General features: G+C 66.6%; 11 protein-coding genes. 3 read left to right on the top strand and 8 right to left on the bottom strand.

Going from position 1 to position 14555, the window contains the following annotated elements:
• Positions 1–103: 103 nt before the first annotated feature.
• Positions 104–2260: a methylmalonyl-CoA mutase gene (gene scpA / locus KXJ60_RS17605; protein ID WP_291131004.1), complete on the bottom strand. Its 2157-nt coding sequence runs from the start codon at positions 2258–2260 to the stop codon at positions 104–106.
• Between the two features lie 130 nt (positions 2261–2390).
• Here scpA and KXJ60_RS17610 point away from each other — a divergent pair, with 130 nt between their 5' ends.
• A complete protein-coding gene (locus tag KXJ60_RS17610; RefSeq protein WP_291131006.1) occupies positions 2391–3026 on the top strand; it encodes a GntR family transcriptional regulator in 636 nt (211 codons plus the stop codon).
• An 18-nt stretch (positions 3027–3044) separates the two neighbouring features.
• Here KXJ60_RS17610 and KXJ60_RS17615 read toward each other — a convergent pair whose 3' ends face one another.
• The 3 genes from KXJ60_RS17615 to KXJ60_RS17625 form a co-directional block, all read right to left on the bottom strand.
• Complete coding sequence (locus tag KXJ60_RS17615; protein WP_291131008.1) at positions 3045–4757, bottom strand: alkaline phosphatase D family protein; 1713 nt, start codon at positions 4755–4757, stop codon at positions 3045–3047.
• Positions 4758–4846: 89 nt separating this feature from the next.
• Positions 4847–5878 carry a tRNA dihydrouridine(20/20a) synthase DusA gene (dusA, locus tag KXJ60_RS17620; protein WP_291131010.1) on the bottom strand — a complete coding sequence of 344 codons (1032 nt, stop codon included), beginning with the start codon at positions 5876–5878 and terminating at the stop codon, positions 4847–4849.
• A gap of 128 nt (positions 5879–6006) precedes the next feature.
• The gene (locus KXJ60_RS17625; protein ID WP_291131012.1) at positions 6007–6939 is read right to left on the bottom strand and encodes a LysR family transcriptional regulator; all 933 of its coding nucleotides are present in this window, start codon (positions 6937–6939) and stop codon (positions 6007–6009) included.
• Between the two features lie 103 nt (positions 6940–7042).
• Here KXJ60_RS17625 and uraD point away from each other — a divergent pair, with 103 nt between their 5' ends.
• Positions 7043–7594, top strand: a complete 552-nt coding sequence (gene uraD, locus KXJ60_RS17630; protein WP_291131014.1) for a 2-oxo-4-hydroxy-4-carboxy-5-ureidoimidazoline decarboxylase — start codon at positions 7043–7045, stop codon at positions 7592–7594.
• A gap of 14 nt (positions 7595–7608) precedes the next feature.
• Entirely contained in the window at positions 7609–8589 is a 981-nt protein-coding gene (locus KXJ60_RS17635) for a tripartite tricarboxylate transporter substrate binding protein (RefSeq protein ID WP_291131016.1), read from the top strand.
• 54 nt (positions 8590–8643) lie between these two features.
• Here the strand turns inward: KXJ60_RS17635 and ybaL are convergent, their stop codons facing one another.
• The 4 genes from ybaL to phaC form a co-directional block, all read right to left on the bottom strand.
• Positions 8644–10362 carry a YbaL family putative K(+) efflux transporter gene (gene ybaL / locus KXJ60_RS17640; protein WP_291131018.1) on the bottom strand — a complete coding sequence of 573 codons (1719 nt, stop codon included), beginning with the start codon at positions 10360–10362 and terminating at the stop codon, positions 8644–8646.
• Positions 10363–10584: 222 nt separating this feature from the next.
• Positions 10585–11322, bottom strand: coding sequence for an acetoacetyl-CoA reductase (phbB, locus tag KXJ60_RS17645; protein WP_291131020.1), 738 nt, complete (start codon positions 11320–11322; stop codon positions 10585–10587).
• A gap of 80 nt (positions 11323–11402) precedes the next feature.
• A complete protein-coding gene (locus KXJ60_RS17650) occupies positions 11403–12581 on the bottom strand; it encodes an acetyl-CoA C-acetyltransferase (protein WP_291131022.1) in 1179 nt (392 codons plus the stop codon).
• 125 nt (positions 12582–12706) lie between these two features.
• The gene (gene phaC / locus KXJ60_RS17655) at positions 12707–14323 is read right to left on the bottom strand and encodes a class I poly(R)-hydroxyalkanoic acid synthase (protein WP_291131073.1); all 1617 of its coding nucleotides are present in this window, start codon (positions 14321–14323) and stop codon (positions 12707–12709) included.
• Positions 14324–14555: the final 232 nt, after the last annotated feature.

Consider the following 14555-nt stretch of genomic DNA (forward strand, 5'->3'; position numbering starts at 1 on the left):
GGGTGAGGGCTTCGACAAGCTCAGCCCGAACGGAGTAAAGCTCAGCCCGAACGGAGTAAAGCTCATCCCAAAAGGAGATGGGTTCAGCATCAGTGGCCGGGATTCAACCGATGGATTTGCGGATCTGCTCCAGCACGTCCTTCGCGCTGGCAGGAATCGGCGTGCCCGGGCCATAGATGCCCTTGACACCCGCCTCGTAGAGCATCTCGTAGTCCTGGCGGGGGATCACGCCGCCGACGAACACGATGATGTCGTCGGCGCCCTGCTTCTTGAGCTCAGCAATGATGGCGGGCACGAGCGTCTTGTGCCCCGCGGCCAGTGTGCTCACGCCCACCGCGTGCACGTCGTTCTCGATCGCCTGGCGCGCGCACTCTTCGGGCGTCTGGAACAGCGGGCCCATGTCGACGTCGAAACCGAGGTCGGCGAAGGCCGTGGCCACCACCTTGGCGCCGCGGTCATGGCCGTCCTGGCCGAGCTTGCTGATCATCACGCGCGGGCGGCGGCCCTGCGCTTCGGCAAACGCATTGATCTCGGTCTTGAGGGCTTCCCAGCCCTCGGCGGAATCGTAGGCAGCTGCGTACACACCGGTCACCTTTTGCGTATCGGCGCGGTGGCGCCCAAAAACTTTCTCCAGCGCATCGCTCACCTCGCCCACCGTGGCGCGCAGGCGGATGGCCTGGATGCTCAGTTCCAGCAGGTTGCCCTCGCCGCTGTCGGCGGCATCGGTCAGTGCTTGCAGCGCGGCGGCCACTTTCGCGGCATCCCGCGTGGCCCGGATCTGCTGCAACCGGGCAATCTGTCCGTCGCGCACAGCCACGTTGTCGATGTCGCGCGCCTCGATCGGGTCTTCCTGCTTGAGCTTGTATTTGTTGACGCCGACGATCACGTCCTTGCCGGAGTCGATGCGCGCCTGCTTTTCAGCGGCGGCGGCCTCGATCTTGAGCTTGGCCCAGCCGCTGTCCACGGCCTTGGTCATCCCACCCATGGCCTCGACCTCTTCGATGATCGCCCAGGCCTTGTCGGCCATCTCCTGTGTGAGGCTCTCCATCATGTAGCTGCCGGCCCAGGGGTCGACCACGTTGGTGATGTGCGTTTCTTCCTGAATGATCAGCTGCGTGTTGCGCGCGATGCGGGCCGAGAACTCGGTGGGCAGCGCAATGGCCTCGTCGAACGAATTCGTGTGCAGCGACTGCGTGCCACCAAACACCGCAGCCATGGCTTCGATGGCGGTGCGCACGACGTTGTTGTAAGGGTCCTGCTCGGTGAGCGACCAGCCCGAGGTCTGGCAGTGCGTGCGCAGCATCAGGCTCTTGGGGTTCTTGGCGTTGAAGCCTTTCATGATGCGCGTCCACAGCAGGCGGGCCGCGCGCATCTTGGCGATCTCCAGGTAGAAGTTCATGCCGATCGCCCAGAAGAAGCTCAGGCGCCCGGCGAAGTCGTCCACATCCATGCCCTTGGCGGTCGCCGTCTTCACGTACTCCTTGCCGTCGGCCAGGGTGAAGGCGAGCTCCAGCGCCTGGTTGGCGCCGGCCTCCTGCATGTGGTAGCCGCTGATGCTGATCGAGTTGAACTTCGGCATGTGCTTGGCCGTGTACTCGATGATGTCGCCGATGATCTTCATGCTCGGCTCGGGCGGGTAGATGTAGGTGTTGCGAACCATGAACTCCTTGAGGATGTCGTTCTGGATCGTTCCACTGAGCTTGTCTTGCGACACGCCCTGCTCTTCAGCCGCCACCACGTAGCCCGCGAGCACCGGCAGCACCGCGCCGTTCATGGTCATGGACACGCTCACCTTGTCCAGCGGGATCTCGTTGAAGAGGATCTTCATGTCCTCCACGCTGTCGATGGCCACGCCGGCCTTGCCCACGTCGCCCGTGACGCGCGGGTGGTCGCTGTCGTAGCCGCGGTGCGTGGCCAGGTCAAAGGCCACGCTCACGCCCTGCCCGCCGGCGGCCAGCGCCTTGCGGTAGAAGGCGTTGCTTTCCTCGGCCGTGGAGAAGCCAGCATACTGCCGGATCGTCCACGGGCGCACGGCGTACATGGTGGCCTGCGGCCCGCGAATGAAGGGCTCGAAGCCGGGCAAGGTATCGGTGTGCGGCAGGTGCGCGGTGTCTTGTGCGGTGTACAGCGGCTTGACGCGAATGCCGTCGGGCGTGACCCAGTCCAGGGCAGACACATCGCCGCCGGGCGCGGACTTGCGGGCGGCCTGCGCCCAGGCTTCCAGGGTGGCGGGGGCGAATTCGGGCTGTTTCTGGCTCATGGCGGGCGACTCGTTGGGGCGGGATCAAAACCGGGCGGATTTTACATGATTCATAATTATTGATGCAAAATATTCCTCCCGGCTTACAATCGCCCATCCTGCCACGACCCTGACCGCTCCCCGCCTGCCCATGTCCGCCTTGTCGCTCTCGCCCCGCGCCCTCTACGAAGAAGTAGCCGAGTTGCTGCGCCAGCGCATTTTCAGCCGCGAGCTGGAGCCAGGCAGCTGGATCGACGAACTCAAGATCGCAGAGGAATATGGCATCAGCCGCACGCCCCTGCGCGAAGCGCTCAAGGTGCTGGCCGCCGAGGGCCTGGTGACGATGAAGGTGCGGCGCGGTGCCTACGTGACCGAAGTGTCGGAAAAAGACCTGGCCGACGTGTACCACCTGCTCGCGCTGCTCGAATCCGACGCGGCCGGCGTGGTGGCCGAGCGCGCCACCGACGACGAGCTCGCCAGCCTGCAGACCCTGCACCACGAACTCGAAGCGGCCGTGGGTGAGCGAGACCGATTCTTCGCACTCAACGAGCAGTTCCACATGCGCGTGCTCGAACTCGCGCGCAACCGCTGGCGCGAGCAGATGGTGGCCGACCTGCGCAAGGTCATGAAGCTCAACCGGCACAACTCGCTGCTCAAGAGCGGGCGCCTGGAAGAGTCGCTGGCCGAACACCGCGCCATCGTCGCCGCCCTCACCCAGCGCAATGCCGCACTCACGGTGCAGCGCATGCGCGAACACTTCCAGAACGGCCTGGAAGCAGCCGCATAAGGCGGCGGGTGAACGCCTTCAGGCGCTGAAGGTGGCCGTGTAGCCCAGCGTCACGGTGTGGGTCGATGACTTCACGGTGTCCACAAAGTACCAGTCTCCGGTGGCGGCCTGCGCGGTGAAGGTCATCAGCAAGAAGCCGCGGCGCTCGGTGTCGGTGAACTTCAGGCTGCCCAGCACGCGGGTGAAGATGTCGGCCACCGTGGACGGCGACAGCGCATCGAGAAACACCTCCAGCCCCGGTGAGCTCACGGCCGGCGCCGCAAACTCTTCGCCCACTTTGGTCCCGTCCTCCAAGGTCAGGTCGCTGTACCAGGCGTTATGCGTGTCGCCGGCCAGTGACACCAGGCGCTTGCCCAGGCCCGAGGCCGTCGTCAGCAAGGTTTCGCGGGCCGCGGGATAGCCGTCCCAGGCGTCCATGTTGTAGCCCAGCCGGGGGTTGCGCACCGGGTCGACCAGCGCTTGCTGCTCGGGCGTCATCAGCTCGGGCGCGCTGGCTTCCAGCTCCCTGGCGAGCAAGTAGTCGGCGACGGCACGCGCGCCGTCGGCGGGGTCGGTGGCGGGCACGAGCGCCTGCAACACCGAGGCCGGGAACGCCATGCGGGCCATCAGCACCTGCTGGCCCAGCACCTGCCAGGTGGCGCTGGAGGCGGTCATCTGCTGCGTGAGCCAGCCCATCTGTTCGGTGCCCAGCATCTGGCGTGTGGGCGCGTTCAAGGTGGCGAGCGCGCTGGTGGCCGTGGCCGGGTCGGTGAGCGCGGCGAGCGTCACCTCGGGTTCGCGCGCCAGCAGGCGGGTCTCGAGCATGTGCAGCGACAGCAGGCTGCCGAAATCAAAGCTGCGGTAGATCCGGCGCTGGTTGTTCATGTCGGGCGTGCGGATGGGCAGCCACTCGTGGTACGCCTGCGCGGCCGCTGCGGCGCGGGCGCTGTAGGTGCCTTCCACGCCTTCGGTGTGGTTGAGCGCGCCCGTGGCGTTGGCGTTGTCGGCAATTTCATGGTCGTCCCAGATCGCGATCATGGGCAGGTTCGCGTGCAGCTGCTTGAGGTCGGGGTCGCTGCGGTACTGGGCGTAGCGCTGGCGGTAGTCGGCCAGCGTCAGGCACTCGGTGGCCGGCAGAGACACGCGGCCCAGCGCCACCGCGTCTTCTGATGCGTAGCCGGTGGCTTCGTACTCGTAGATGTAGTCGCCCAGGTGCACGGCGTATTCGGCGCCCGCCGGCAGCGCCGCGCTGTAGGCGTGGAAATACCCCGCGGGGAAGTTGGCGCAGCTGAACACCGCCAGCTTCACGCTGGCCGCGCCCAGCGTGGGCAGCGTGCGGGTGCGGCCCACGGGCGACACGTCGCTGCCGGCGCGAAACCGGAAAAAGTATGTCTGACCGGGCGCCAGACCCGTGGCATCCACCTTGGCGGTGAAGCCCGCGTCTGCGGCCGCCTGCGCCTGCCCGCTGGAGACCACTTGGGCGAAGGCCGCGTCCAGCGCGACTTCCCACGAGAGCGCCACCACAGCCGGATCGGCCCCACCCGTGGCGTGCGTCCAGAGCACCACGCGGTCGGCCAGCGGGTCGCCGCTGGCCACGCCGTAGTCAAAGCGCACGGGCGTGGCGGGCGGGCTGCTGCCTCCATCGCCCCCGTCGCCGCCCCCACCACAGGCCGACAGCACGCCGCCAGCGGCCATGGCGGCAGAAGCGGAAGCCAGGCGAACGATGAAGACGCGGCGGCTGGAAAGACTCATGGGGGGCTCCTGAAGAAAGATCGCCAAGTTAGCTCGCCCGTCACTTCAGGTCGGTGCGCTGTCGCACGCACCTCGCTCACCGCGCGCCCTCAGGCGCCGAGCGTTTCCACGTCTTGCTCCAGGCCCACGTGGGCTTGCGCCATGGCCCAGACCTCGCGGGGTGGCAAGGGTTTGAGGCGGTGGTCGCTCCAGATCTGGCGCCAGCGGCGCGCCCCGCGCAGGCCGTGGCGCAGGCCCAGCATGTGGCGCGCAATCGCGTACCAGGGGCATCCGTCTTCCTGGTGCGCACGCTCCATGTAGTCGACCATCTGCGCCTCCACGGCTTCCCGCGTGAGGGTGCTGGGTGCCGCGCCAAAGAAGGCTTCGTCCCAGCTGGTGAGCAGCCAGGGGTTGTGGTACGCCTCGCGGCCCACCATCACACCGTCCACCTGCTGCAGGTGCTCGGCGATCTGTGCGTTGGTGGTGATGCCCCCGTTGACCCCGATGGTGAGCTGCGGGAAGTCGCGCTTGAGGCGGTGAGCCAGCCCGTAGCGCAGCGGCGGAATCTCGCGGTTTTCCTTCGGGCTCAGGCCGTCGAGCCAGGCGTTGCGCGCGTGCACCAGGAACACCTCGCACCCGGCCTCGCTCACCGTGCCCACGAAATCGCGCACGAAGTCGTAGCTTTCGATCCGGTCAATGCCAATGCGGTGCTTCACCGTGACGGGGATCGACACCGCGTCGCGCATGGCCTTGACACCATCGGCCACGGTCTGCGGCTCGGCCATGAGGCAGGCGCCAAACGCACCGCGCTGTACCCGGTCGCTGGGGCAGCCGCAGTTCAGGTTGATCTCGTCGTAACCCCACTGCTCGCCCAGCCGTGCGGCATTCGCCAGATCGGCCGGCTCGCTGCCGCCAAGCTGCAAGGCCACGGGGTGTTCTTCGGCATTGAAGCGCAGGTGGCGCTGCACGCTGCCATGCATGAGCGCGCCGGTGGTCACCATCTCGGTGTAGAGCAAGGTGTGCTTCGACAGCAAACGGTGCAGGTAACGGCAGTGCCGGTCCGTCCAGTCCATCATCGGCGCGACGCTTAACCGCCAGGGTGAGTGTTCGGCCACGAAAGCCCGGGTGTCTTCTGTTTGCATGCATTCCTTGTGTGCTTGGCTGCCGCGTGCGAAGCGGGGCGCTATTTTCCCGGAATCCAGGGTCGTCGGCGCACGATCAAAAGCCAAGGCAGACGCTGGCCAAGGTTGCTCTGGCCGCGGCGGGCCACTCACCCCTTGGCGGCCCGCGCCGCGGCCAGCACCTCCTGCAGCGCCACCACCAGCTGTTCGGCCACCAGTTTCACCACCGACCCGGGCGGCCGTGCTGCGTCCACCGCCACGCTGATGCCCTGCGGCTCGGCGCCACGGTCGCGGATGGGCACGAACACCAGCCGGCCATCGATCAGCTCCGCTGCGGCATCGAGCTCGGAGGTGAACACCACGTGCTGCCCCGCCATGGCGAGCTGCTTGACCAGCTGCAGCGAATTGCTTTCCACAAAGCGGCGCGGCGCCTGAAACAGCCAGCTGTACTGCGCCTCCAGGTAGCGGCGGATCGTCAGTGCCCGGCTCTGCAGCGCCACCGGATGCACCGTCGCCTCCTGAAAGCTCACGCTAGCGCTCTGCGCCAGCGGATGTCCGGGCGCCACCACGCAGCCCAGCGGCAGCTCGCTTTTCCACAACACCATCAGGTCGCGGCGCGGCGCCAGGTTGAAGATGGCGCCCAGGTCGGCCTTGCCCCCCATGAGTGCCACCTCGGCGTCGTCGGGCGTGGCCAGGTCAATGGACAGGCTGATCAGCGGATGCTGCGCACTCAGCTGCGCGACCAGTCGCGGCAGCACGCTCGTGGAGTGGCTGTCCATGGCCACCAACGACACGTGGCCCTGCCGTACGCCCTGGATGCGCCGGACCTCGGCCACCAGGCGGCGCTCGTCCTGTCCCCAGCGCCGCAGCATGGTGATGACCGCCTCCCCCGAGGCCGTCGGCCGCATGCCACGCGGCAGCCGCTCGAACAGCGGCACCCCGAGCTCGTCTTCCAGCTGCAGGATCTGGCGGTTGATCGCCGACGCGGCCACGTGCAGCTCGCGTGCGGCTTTCTGGATGGAGCCGGAACGCGCGACCTGGTCGGCATAGCGCAGGCTGGCTGGCACGAGCGAATGGGGCATGGCGGTGTTCCTGTCGAAAGTGGCTGATCGTACTGATTTTGCGCATGCAACGTATCTTTTTCTGTGATGGACGGCAACGCAAGGCGTGCCTACGATGCGGCCCATGACCTACCCGCTGACCCTGCAAAACCTGAACACCTGCCCGTCGGACGCCTTCATTGAGGCGCTGGCCAGCATCTGGGAACACGCCCCCTGGGTGCCCGAGCGCGTGTTGGCGCAGCGCCCATTCGCCAGCGTGGCCGAGTTGCACGGCGCCATGGTGAACGTGGTGGCCGCGCTGGACGAAGCAGACCGCGTCGCCTTCTATGCCGGCCACCCGGAACTGGCCGGCGCCGATGCCCGCCGGGGCTCGATGACCGACGACTCCATTGCCGAGCAGGGCAGCCTGGACCTCGCCAGCCTCGACGCCGACACGGCACAGCGCTGGGACGCGCTCAACCTGGCCTATCGCACGCGCTTCGGCTTCCCGTTCATCCTGTGCATCCGCCGCCACACGCGTGCATCCGCGCTGCGCGCGTTCGAACAGCGGCTGCAGCACGACCGCGCGACCGAACTCGCCGCCGCACTCGACGAGATCACCGCCATCACGCGCCTGCGGCTCGAGCAGCGCGTGAATCCCTCCTCCATCGACACCGCCACCCCCACCCCCGCCTGACACGGAGCCTCCCCATGAACACGACCCGCCGACTTTCCCTTATCGCCTGCACGCTGGGCCTTCTGGCGGCCGCAGGGCCGACCCTCGCCCAGGGTGCCTACCCGGACAAGCCCGTCAAGCTCATGGTGGCCCTGCCTGCGGGCGGCGGCGTGGACATGATCGCGCGCCTGGTCGGGCAGAAGCTGGCGGCCATGAACGGCCAGCCTTTTGTGGTCGACAACCGGGCGGGCGCGTCGGGCCGCATCGGGCTGCCCGTGGTGGCCAAGGCCGCACCCGATGGCTACACCTTGATGGCCTCGCCGGCCTCGTTCCTGACGACCAACAAGCACATCTTCAAAGAGATGCCCTACGACCCCGAGGCGGATTTCGCGCCCATCACCAAGCTGGCGAACCAGTCGATGGTGCTGGTGGTCAGGGACCGGCAGAAGTTTCCCACCGCCGGTGCGGTGCTGGCCGCTGCCCGAACCAAACCGGAAGCCGTGAACTACGCGTCGTCCGGCGACGGCAGCCCCCAGCACCTGGCGGCGCTCATGTTCGAGACCCGCACGAAGGTGCGCATGACGCACATCCCCTACAAGGGCGGCGCGCTGGCCATCAACGACTTGCTCGGCGGCAACGTGGACATCCTGTTCGCGCCGCTGCCCGAGGCGTTGCCACACGTCAAGGCGGGCAAGCTGACGGCCCTGGCCGTCATGAGCGAGCAGCGCTCCGCGCTGATCCCCGATGTGCCGACCATGCGCGAATCCGGCATCGACAACATGGTGTTCCAGACCTGGATCGGCATGCTGGCCCCGGCCCGCACGCCACGTCCGCTGGTGGACCAGTTGAACCGCCAGATCCACGCGATCCTGGCCAGCGAAGAAGTCAAGGTCCAGCTGCGCGACGCCGGCATGGACGTGGCGCCCACCACGCCCGAACAGTTCGCCAAGACCATCTCGGAAGAGAGCCGGCTGCATGCGGAGTTGGTCAAGGCCGCCGGGCTAGTGCCGCAATAAGCGGGTCATCGGCGGCCCAGGCCACCGACGCGAGCGCGAGCACGCGTTGAGGACTCAGGCCGCGGCCCGGGCGCCCGCCGGGGCGCCTTGTGATTGCTCCAGCACGTACCGCGTCATGGACTGCGCCAGCTCTTCTTCGCCGAGGAACACCTTGCCTTCGATTTCCCGCTCCAGAAGGCTGGCTTCTTCTTCGCTGTGGGTGCGCACCACGATCTGGATGTCGGGATTGAGTTCTCGGGCGATGGCGATCATCTGGCGCACGTTGAGGGTGTCGGGTGTGGCAATGACGAGCATGCCCGCGCGGGCAATGTGGGCCTGGATCAGCACCGCCGGGTCGGCCGCGTCGCCGAACACGGCGGCCACCCCCCGCTCGCGCAGGCGCTCCACGATGTCGCGGTTCTCTTCGGCCACCACATAGGGCAGGTGTTGCTCGTCCAGGGCCGCCGCAATGCGCCGCCCTACCCGCCCATAGCCCACCAGCACCACCTGGCGCGACAAAAACTTCTCGTGCGTGGTCATGGGCAGCTCGGCGAGTGGATCGTCGCGCTGCTCCAGCTGGCGCGCAAAGGCGGAGTTCTTGCGCAGCCATTCCTGCAACGGGTTGATGGCCTTGAAGACCAGCGGGTTGGCGGCAATGGAGATGAGCGCGCCAGCGAGTACCAGGCTCTGGCCCTCCGGCGGCAGCAGACCGAGCGAAGCGCCCAGGCCCACCAGGATGAAGGAGAACTCGCCGATTTGCGCCAGGCTGGCCGAGACGGTGAGCGCGGTGTTGAGCGGGTACCGCATGGCGACCACCAGCGCCGCTGCGGCGACCGACTTGCCCACGATGATGATCAGGACCACGCCCAGCACCTGCAGCGGCCGCTCGATGAGCACAGCCGGGTTGAACAGCATGCCCACCGACACGAAGAACAGCACGGCGAAGGCGTCGCGCAGCGGCAGCGATTCCTCGGCCGCACGGTGACTGAACTCGGATTCGCGCAGCACCATGCCGGCGAAAAACGCGCCCAGTGCAAACGACACGCCAAACAGCGCGGCCGATGCAAACGCAATGCTGACGGCCGCAGCCACCACGCACAGCGTGAACAGCTCACGCGAACCGGTGCGCGTCACCTGCCACAGCAGCCAGGGGAAGAGCCGGCGCCCGACCACCAGCATCAGCGCCACGAACCCACCCACCTGCAGCAGCGTGAAACCGAGCGTGCGCCAGATGGAATCCAGATCGCCATCGGACCCTGTGCCGCCGAGAAAGCCGGCCAGCGGCGGCAGCAGCACGAGGACCAGCACCATGGCCAGGTCTTCCACCACCAGCCAGCCCACCGCAATGCGGCCGGTGAACGAGTCCAGAATGCCCATGCTCTCGAGCGCGCGCAGCAGCACCACGGTGCTGGCCACCGACAGGCAAACGCCAAACACCAGCGACGCGCCAAAGCTCCAGTCCCACCACCACATCGCCATGCCCACGCCCATGAGCGTGGCCACGGCCATTTGCACCACGGCGCCGGGCAGCGCGATCTTGCGCACGGAGAGCAGGTCGTCGAGCGAGAAATGCAGGCCCACGCCAAACATGAGCAGCATCACGCCGATCTCGGCGAGCTGGGCGGCGATGCCCACGTCTGCCACGAAGCCGGGCGTGAAGGGTCCGATGATCACACCCGCCACCAGGTAGCCCACCAAGGCCGGCAGGCGCACCTTGGCCGCCAGGAACCCCAGGATCAGCGCCAGACCCAGGCCCGCAGCGATGGTGTTGATCAACGAAACACTGTGGGGCATGGGCCGAAGGCTCCTGGGAAGGTGGTGAAGGGGAGCGATCGAATTTACACCAGCACCCCCGGCACAAGGGGAAAAAGAAAAACCCGCCGAAGCGGGTTTATGCAGGGGCCGCGCAGGCTCTTCTTCAAGGGCAACGCCGTTCCGGCTGCGCCGGCCGGCAGTGCCGCCCCCTGGGGGGTGACGGGCTCGCAAGCGCGAGCCCGGCGCGGGGGGGGGACCCTCCTACCCCATGTGCAGGCCGCCGTTGACGGAGAAGTCCGCCCCGGTGGCGTAGCCGCCCTCTTCGCTGGCGAGCCAGGCAATGATGGACGCGATCTCGCTGGGCTCACCCAGGCGCTTGACCGGCACGGTGGCCACGATCTTCTCGAGCACGTCGGGGCGAATGGCCTTGACCATGTCGGTGCCGATGTAGCCCGGGCTCACGGTGTTGACCGTGACGCCCTTGGTGGCGAGCTCCTGCGCCAGCGCCATCGAGAAGCCGTGCATGCCCGCCTTGGCCGCCGAGTAGTTCGTCTGACCCGCTTGCCCTTTTTCGCCGTTGACGGAGCTGATGTTGATGATGCGGCCCCAGCCCTTTTCCACCATGTCGGCCACGACCTGCTTGGTCACGTTGAACATGGAGTTGAGGTTGGTCTCGATCACCGCATCCCAGTCGTCGCGCGACATCTTCAGGAACATACGGTCGCGCGTGATACCGGCGTTGTTCACCAACACGTCGATCGTGCCGTGTTCGGCCTTGGTCTTGGTGAAGGCTTCGACGGTGGAGTCCCAGTCACCCACGTTGCCCACGGAAGCGTGGAACGTGTAGCCCAGTGCCGCCTGCTCGTCGAGCCACTTCTTGAAGTCGCGCGTGGGGCCGCAGCCCGCAATGACCGTGAAACCTTCCTTGTGCAGGCGCTGGCAGATGGCGGTTCCGATGCCTCCCATGCCACCTGTGACGTACGCGACTTTTTTGCTCATTCTTGTGCTCCTTGTGCCTTTTGGCGGTGTTGTGACCGCAAGGCCTTCCCTGCGGTCTCCAATTTCATTTAACCGTGAATTCAGCGTTCGACTGCGAGGGAAACCCCCATGCCGCCGCCGATGCACAACGCGGCCAGACCCTTCTTGGCGTCGCGGCGCTGCATTTCGTGCAGCAGCGTCACCAGGATGCGGCAACCCGACGCACCGATGGGGTGGCCAATGGCGATGGCACCGCCGTTGACGTTCACGCGTGCGGGGTCGATGTCCAGCGCCTTGTTGACGGCACACGCCTGGGCGGCAAAGGCTTCGTTGAGTTCGAACAGGTCCACGTCGCTGGCCTTCCAGCCTGCGCGGGCCAGGGCCTTCTTCGAGGCCGGCACCGGTCCCATGCCCATGGTGGCCGGGTCCAGGCCGCTGGTGCCGAAGGCGGCAATGCGCGCCAGCGGCTTGAGGCCCAGCGAGGCGGCCTTCTTCGCGGTCATCACCACCACGCCGGCGGCGCCGTCGTTGATGCCCGAGGCGTTGCCGGCGGTCACCGAGCCGGCCTTGTCGAACGCAGGGCGCAGGCCGGCGAGTGCTTCGGCGCTGGTCTTCTTGTTGATGAATTCATCGGTGTCGAACACCACCGGGTCGCCCTTGCGCTGCGGAATGCTCACGCCCACGATCTCGTCCTTGAACTTGCCGGCGTCCTGCGCAGCGCTCGCCTTTTGCTGGCTGCCCAGCGCGAGGGCGTCCTGCGCGTCGCGGCTGATGCCGTGTTCCTTGGCCACGTTCTCGGCCGTGATGCCCATGTGGTATTGGTTGTACACGTCCCACAGGCCGTCCACGATCATGGTGTCGGTCATCTTCCACTCGCCCATGCGCTGGCCGTCGCGGCTGCCGTTGAGCACGTGCGGCGAAGCGCTCATGTTCTCCTGGCCACCGGCGATCACGATCTCGCTGTCGCCCCAGGCCACCGCCTGTGCCGCCAGCATCACGGCCTTCAGGCCCGAGCCGCACACGGCGTTGATGGTGAGCGCAGGCGTTTCCTTGGCCAGCCCTGCCTTCATCATGGCCTGGCGCGCCGGGTTCTGGCCCACGCCCGCGGCCAGCACCTGGCCCATGATCACTTCGCCGATGGCGTCCACCGGCAGGCCGCTGCGGGCAAGCAGCTCCTTGATGACGATGCTGCCCAGCTCGGTGGCGGGCGTCTTGGCGAGCGAGCCGCCAAACTTGCCGACGGCGGTGCGGGCGGCTGCGACGATGACGATGTCTTCCATGGTTCTTCCTGGTTGGTTTAGGTTTACAAACACGCCCGTTCGCCCTGAGCCTGTCGACGGGCCTCCAGCGGTGCTGGCGAGGGCTTCGACAGGCTCAGCCCGAACGGTAATCTTTCAATCGGTGGTCAGGCTCTGGCTTTCACATAGCGACCAGGCGCGGGCTCGATGACCGCGTAAGTCTTGCCCTTGCCAAAGGTTTTGGGCGCTGCAATTTGCTTGCCAGCCAGAGGCTTGAGCCAGGCAGACCAGTCGGTCCACCAGCTGCCCGGGTGCTCGGTGGCGCTGGCGATCCAGTCCTGCACGTCGGCGGGAAACTTGCCGGCCGGGCCGATCCAGTGGCTGCGCTTGTTCTTGGACGCGGGGTTGATCACACCGGCAATGTGGCCGGAGGCGCCCATGACAAAGCGCTTCTTGCCGGGGAATATCTGCGTGCTGCCGTATGCGCCACCAATCGGCACGATGTGGTCTTCACGCGAGCCGTAGATGTAGACCGGCAACCTGACCTTGCGGAAATCGATCTTCTCGCCACACACCGTGGTCTTGCCCGGCTTGACGAGGTTGTTCTCCAGGTACATCTGGCGCAGGTACCACGCGTAGTAAGGACCCGGCAGGTTGGTGCTGTCGGAGTTCCAGTACAGCAGGTCAAACGGCGGCGGCGTCTCGCCCTTGAGGTAGTTGCCCACCACGTAGTTCCACACCAGGTCGTTGGGCCGCAGGAAACTGAAGGTGGTGGCCAGATCGCGCCCGGGCATGAGGCCACCCTGGGCGAACTGCGCCTCGCGGTACTTCACGAAGTTCTCGTCGATGAACACATCCAGGATGCCGGTGTCGGTGAAATCCAGCAGCGTGGTGAGGAAGGTGGCGCTGTGCACCGGCTCTTCACCGCGCGCGGCCAGCACCGCCAGCGCGGTGCCGAGCATCGTGCCGCCCACGCAGAAGCCCAGTGCGTTGATGGTCTCGGCGCCGGCAATGTCTTGCGTCACGCCAATCGCCTGGATCACCGCGTCCTCGATGTACTGGTCCCAGGTGGCCTGGGCCAGCGACTCATCGGGGTTGCGCCAGCTCACCACGAAGGTGCGGTGGCCCTGCTCCACGCAGTAACGGATCAACGAGTTCTCGGGCTGCAGATCCAGGATGTAGAACTTGTTGATGCAGGGTGGCACCAGCAGAAACGGGCGCTCGTACACCTTCGCGGTCAGGGGCTTGTATTCGATCAGCTGGAACAGCTCGTTCTCGAACACCACGGCGCCTTCGGTGGTGGCCACGTTCTTGCCGACCTCGAACACGCTTTCGTCCGTCATCGACACATGACCCTGCTTCATGTCGTGCAGCAGGTTGGCCATGCCTTTGGCGATGCTCTCGCCCTGGGTTTCGATGGCTTTTTTCTGGGCCTCGGCGTTGAAGGCCAGGAAGTTGCTCGGCGCGCTCGCGTCGATCCACTGCTGCACGGCAAAGCGCACGCGCGTGCGGGTCTTGGCGTCGCCTTGAACGGCGTCGGCGAGCGCCATCAGGGTGCGCGCATTGAGCAGGTAGGCCGCCGCTGCAAAGGCCGCCATCGGGTTGCTGGCCCAGGCGTCCGAGGCAAAACGCCGGTCACCGGCGGGCTTCACGTTGGGCCCCTGGTTCCACAGCCCGGTGAGTTCCTTGAGGTAGTTGTTCTGGATCTCCAGCAGCTGCGCGGGGTCGAAGCTCACCGGCTGGCCGTTGTGGCCCTGGTTGAACATGTCACCCATGGGCGGCATGCCGGGGAAAGCCGCACCCACCGAGGGCATGGCCATGCCGAATGGATTGGCCGCCCCGGCCTGTGGCATGAACGCCTTGAAGGCGGCGAAAGGGTCGCTGGCGCCTGGCTGGGCGGCGGCTGCAGCGCCAGGGAAAGTCTGGGCCATCTGGGTCCACTGCTGGACGAGGTTTTGCTGGAACTGCTGTGCGGTTTCCAGCCAGTCTGTGGGTGGGTTTTTGCCCGATGTCATG

The sequence above is a fragment of the Hydrogenophaga sp. genome (assembly GCF_019264445.1).
In the GTDB taxonomy this organism is placed as follows: Bacteria; Pseudomonadota; Gammaproteobacteria; order Burkholderiales; family Burkholderiaceae_C; genus Hydrogenophaga.

Bases quoted from the DNA above. Each gene is read 5' to 3' on its own strand.
- ybaL (WP_291131018.1), bottom strand. From the start codon at position 10,362: ATGCCCCACAGTGTTTCGTTGATCAACACCATCGCTGCGGGCCTGGGT.
- phaC (WP_291131073.1), bottom strand. From the start codon at position 14,323: ATGCCGCCCATGGGTGACATGTTCAACCAGGGCCACAACGGCCAGCCG.
- KXJ60_RS17615 (WP_291131008.1), bottom strand. From the start codon at position 4,757: ATGAGTCTTTCCAGCCGCCGCGTCTTCATCGTTCGCCTGGCTTCCGCT.
- dusA (WP_291131010.1), bottom strand. From the start codon at position 5,878: ATGCAAACAGAAGACACCCGGGCTTTCGTGGCCGAACACTCACCCTGG.
- uraD (WP_291131014.1), top strand. From the start codon at position 7,043: ATGACCTACCCGCTGACCCTGCAAAACCTGAACACCTGCCCGTCGGAC.
- scpA (WP_291131004.1), bottom strand. From the start codon at position 2,260: ATGAGCCAGAAACAGCCCGAATTCGCCCCCGCCACCCTGGAAGCCTGG.
- KXJ60_RS17625 (WP_291131012.1), bottom strand. From the start codon at position 6,939: ATGCCCCATTCGCTCGTGCCAGCCAGCCTGCGCTATGCCGACCAGGTC.
- KXJ60_RS17610 (WP_291131006.1), top strand. From the start codon at position 2,391: ATGTCCGCCTTGTCGCTCTCGCCCCGCGCCCTCTACGAAGAAGTAGCC.
- phbB (WP_291131020.1), bottom strand. From the start codon at position 11,322: ATGAGCAAAAAAGTCGCGTACGTCACAGGTGGCATGGGAGGCATCGGA.
- KXJ60_RS17650 (WP_291131022.1), bottom strand. From the start codon at position 12,581: ATGGAAGACATCGTCATCGTCGCAGCCGCCCGCACCGCCGTCGGCAAG.
- KXJ60_RS17635 (WP_291131016.1), top strand. From the start codon at position 7,609: ATGAACACGACCCGCCGACTTTCCCTTATCGCCTGCACGCTGGGCCTT.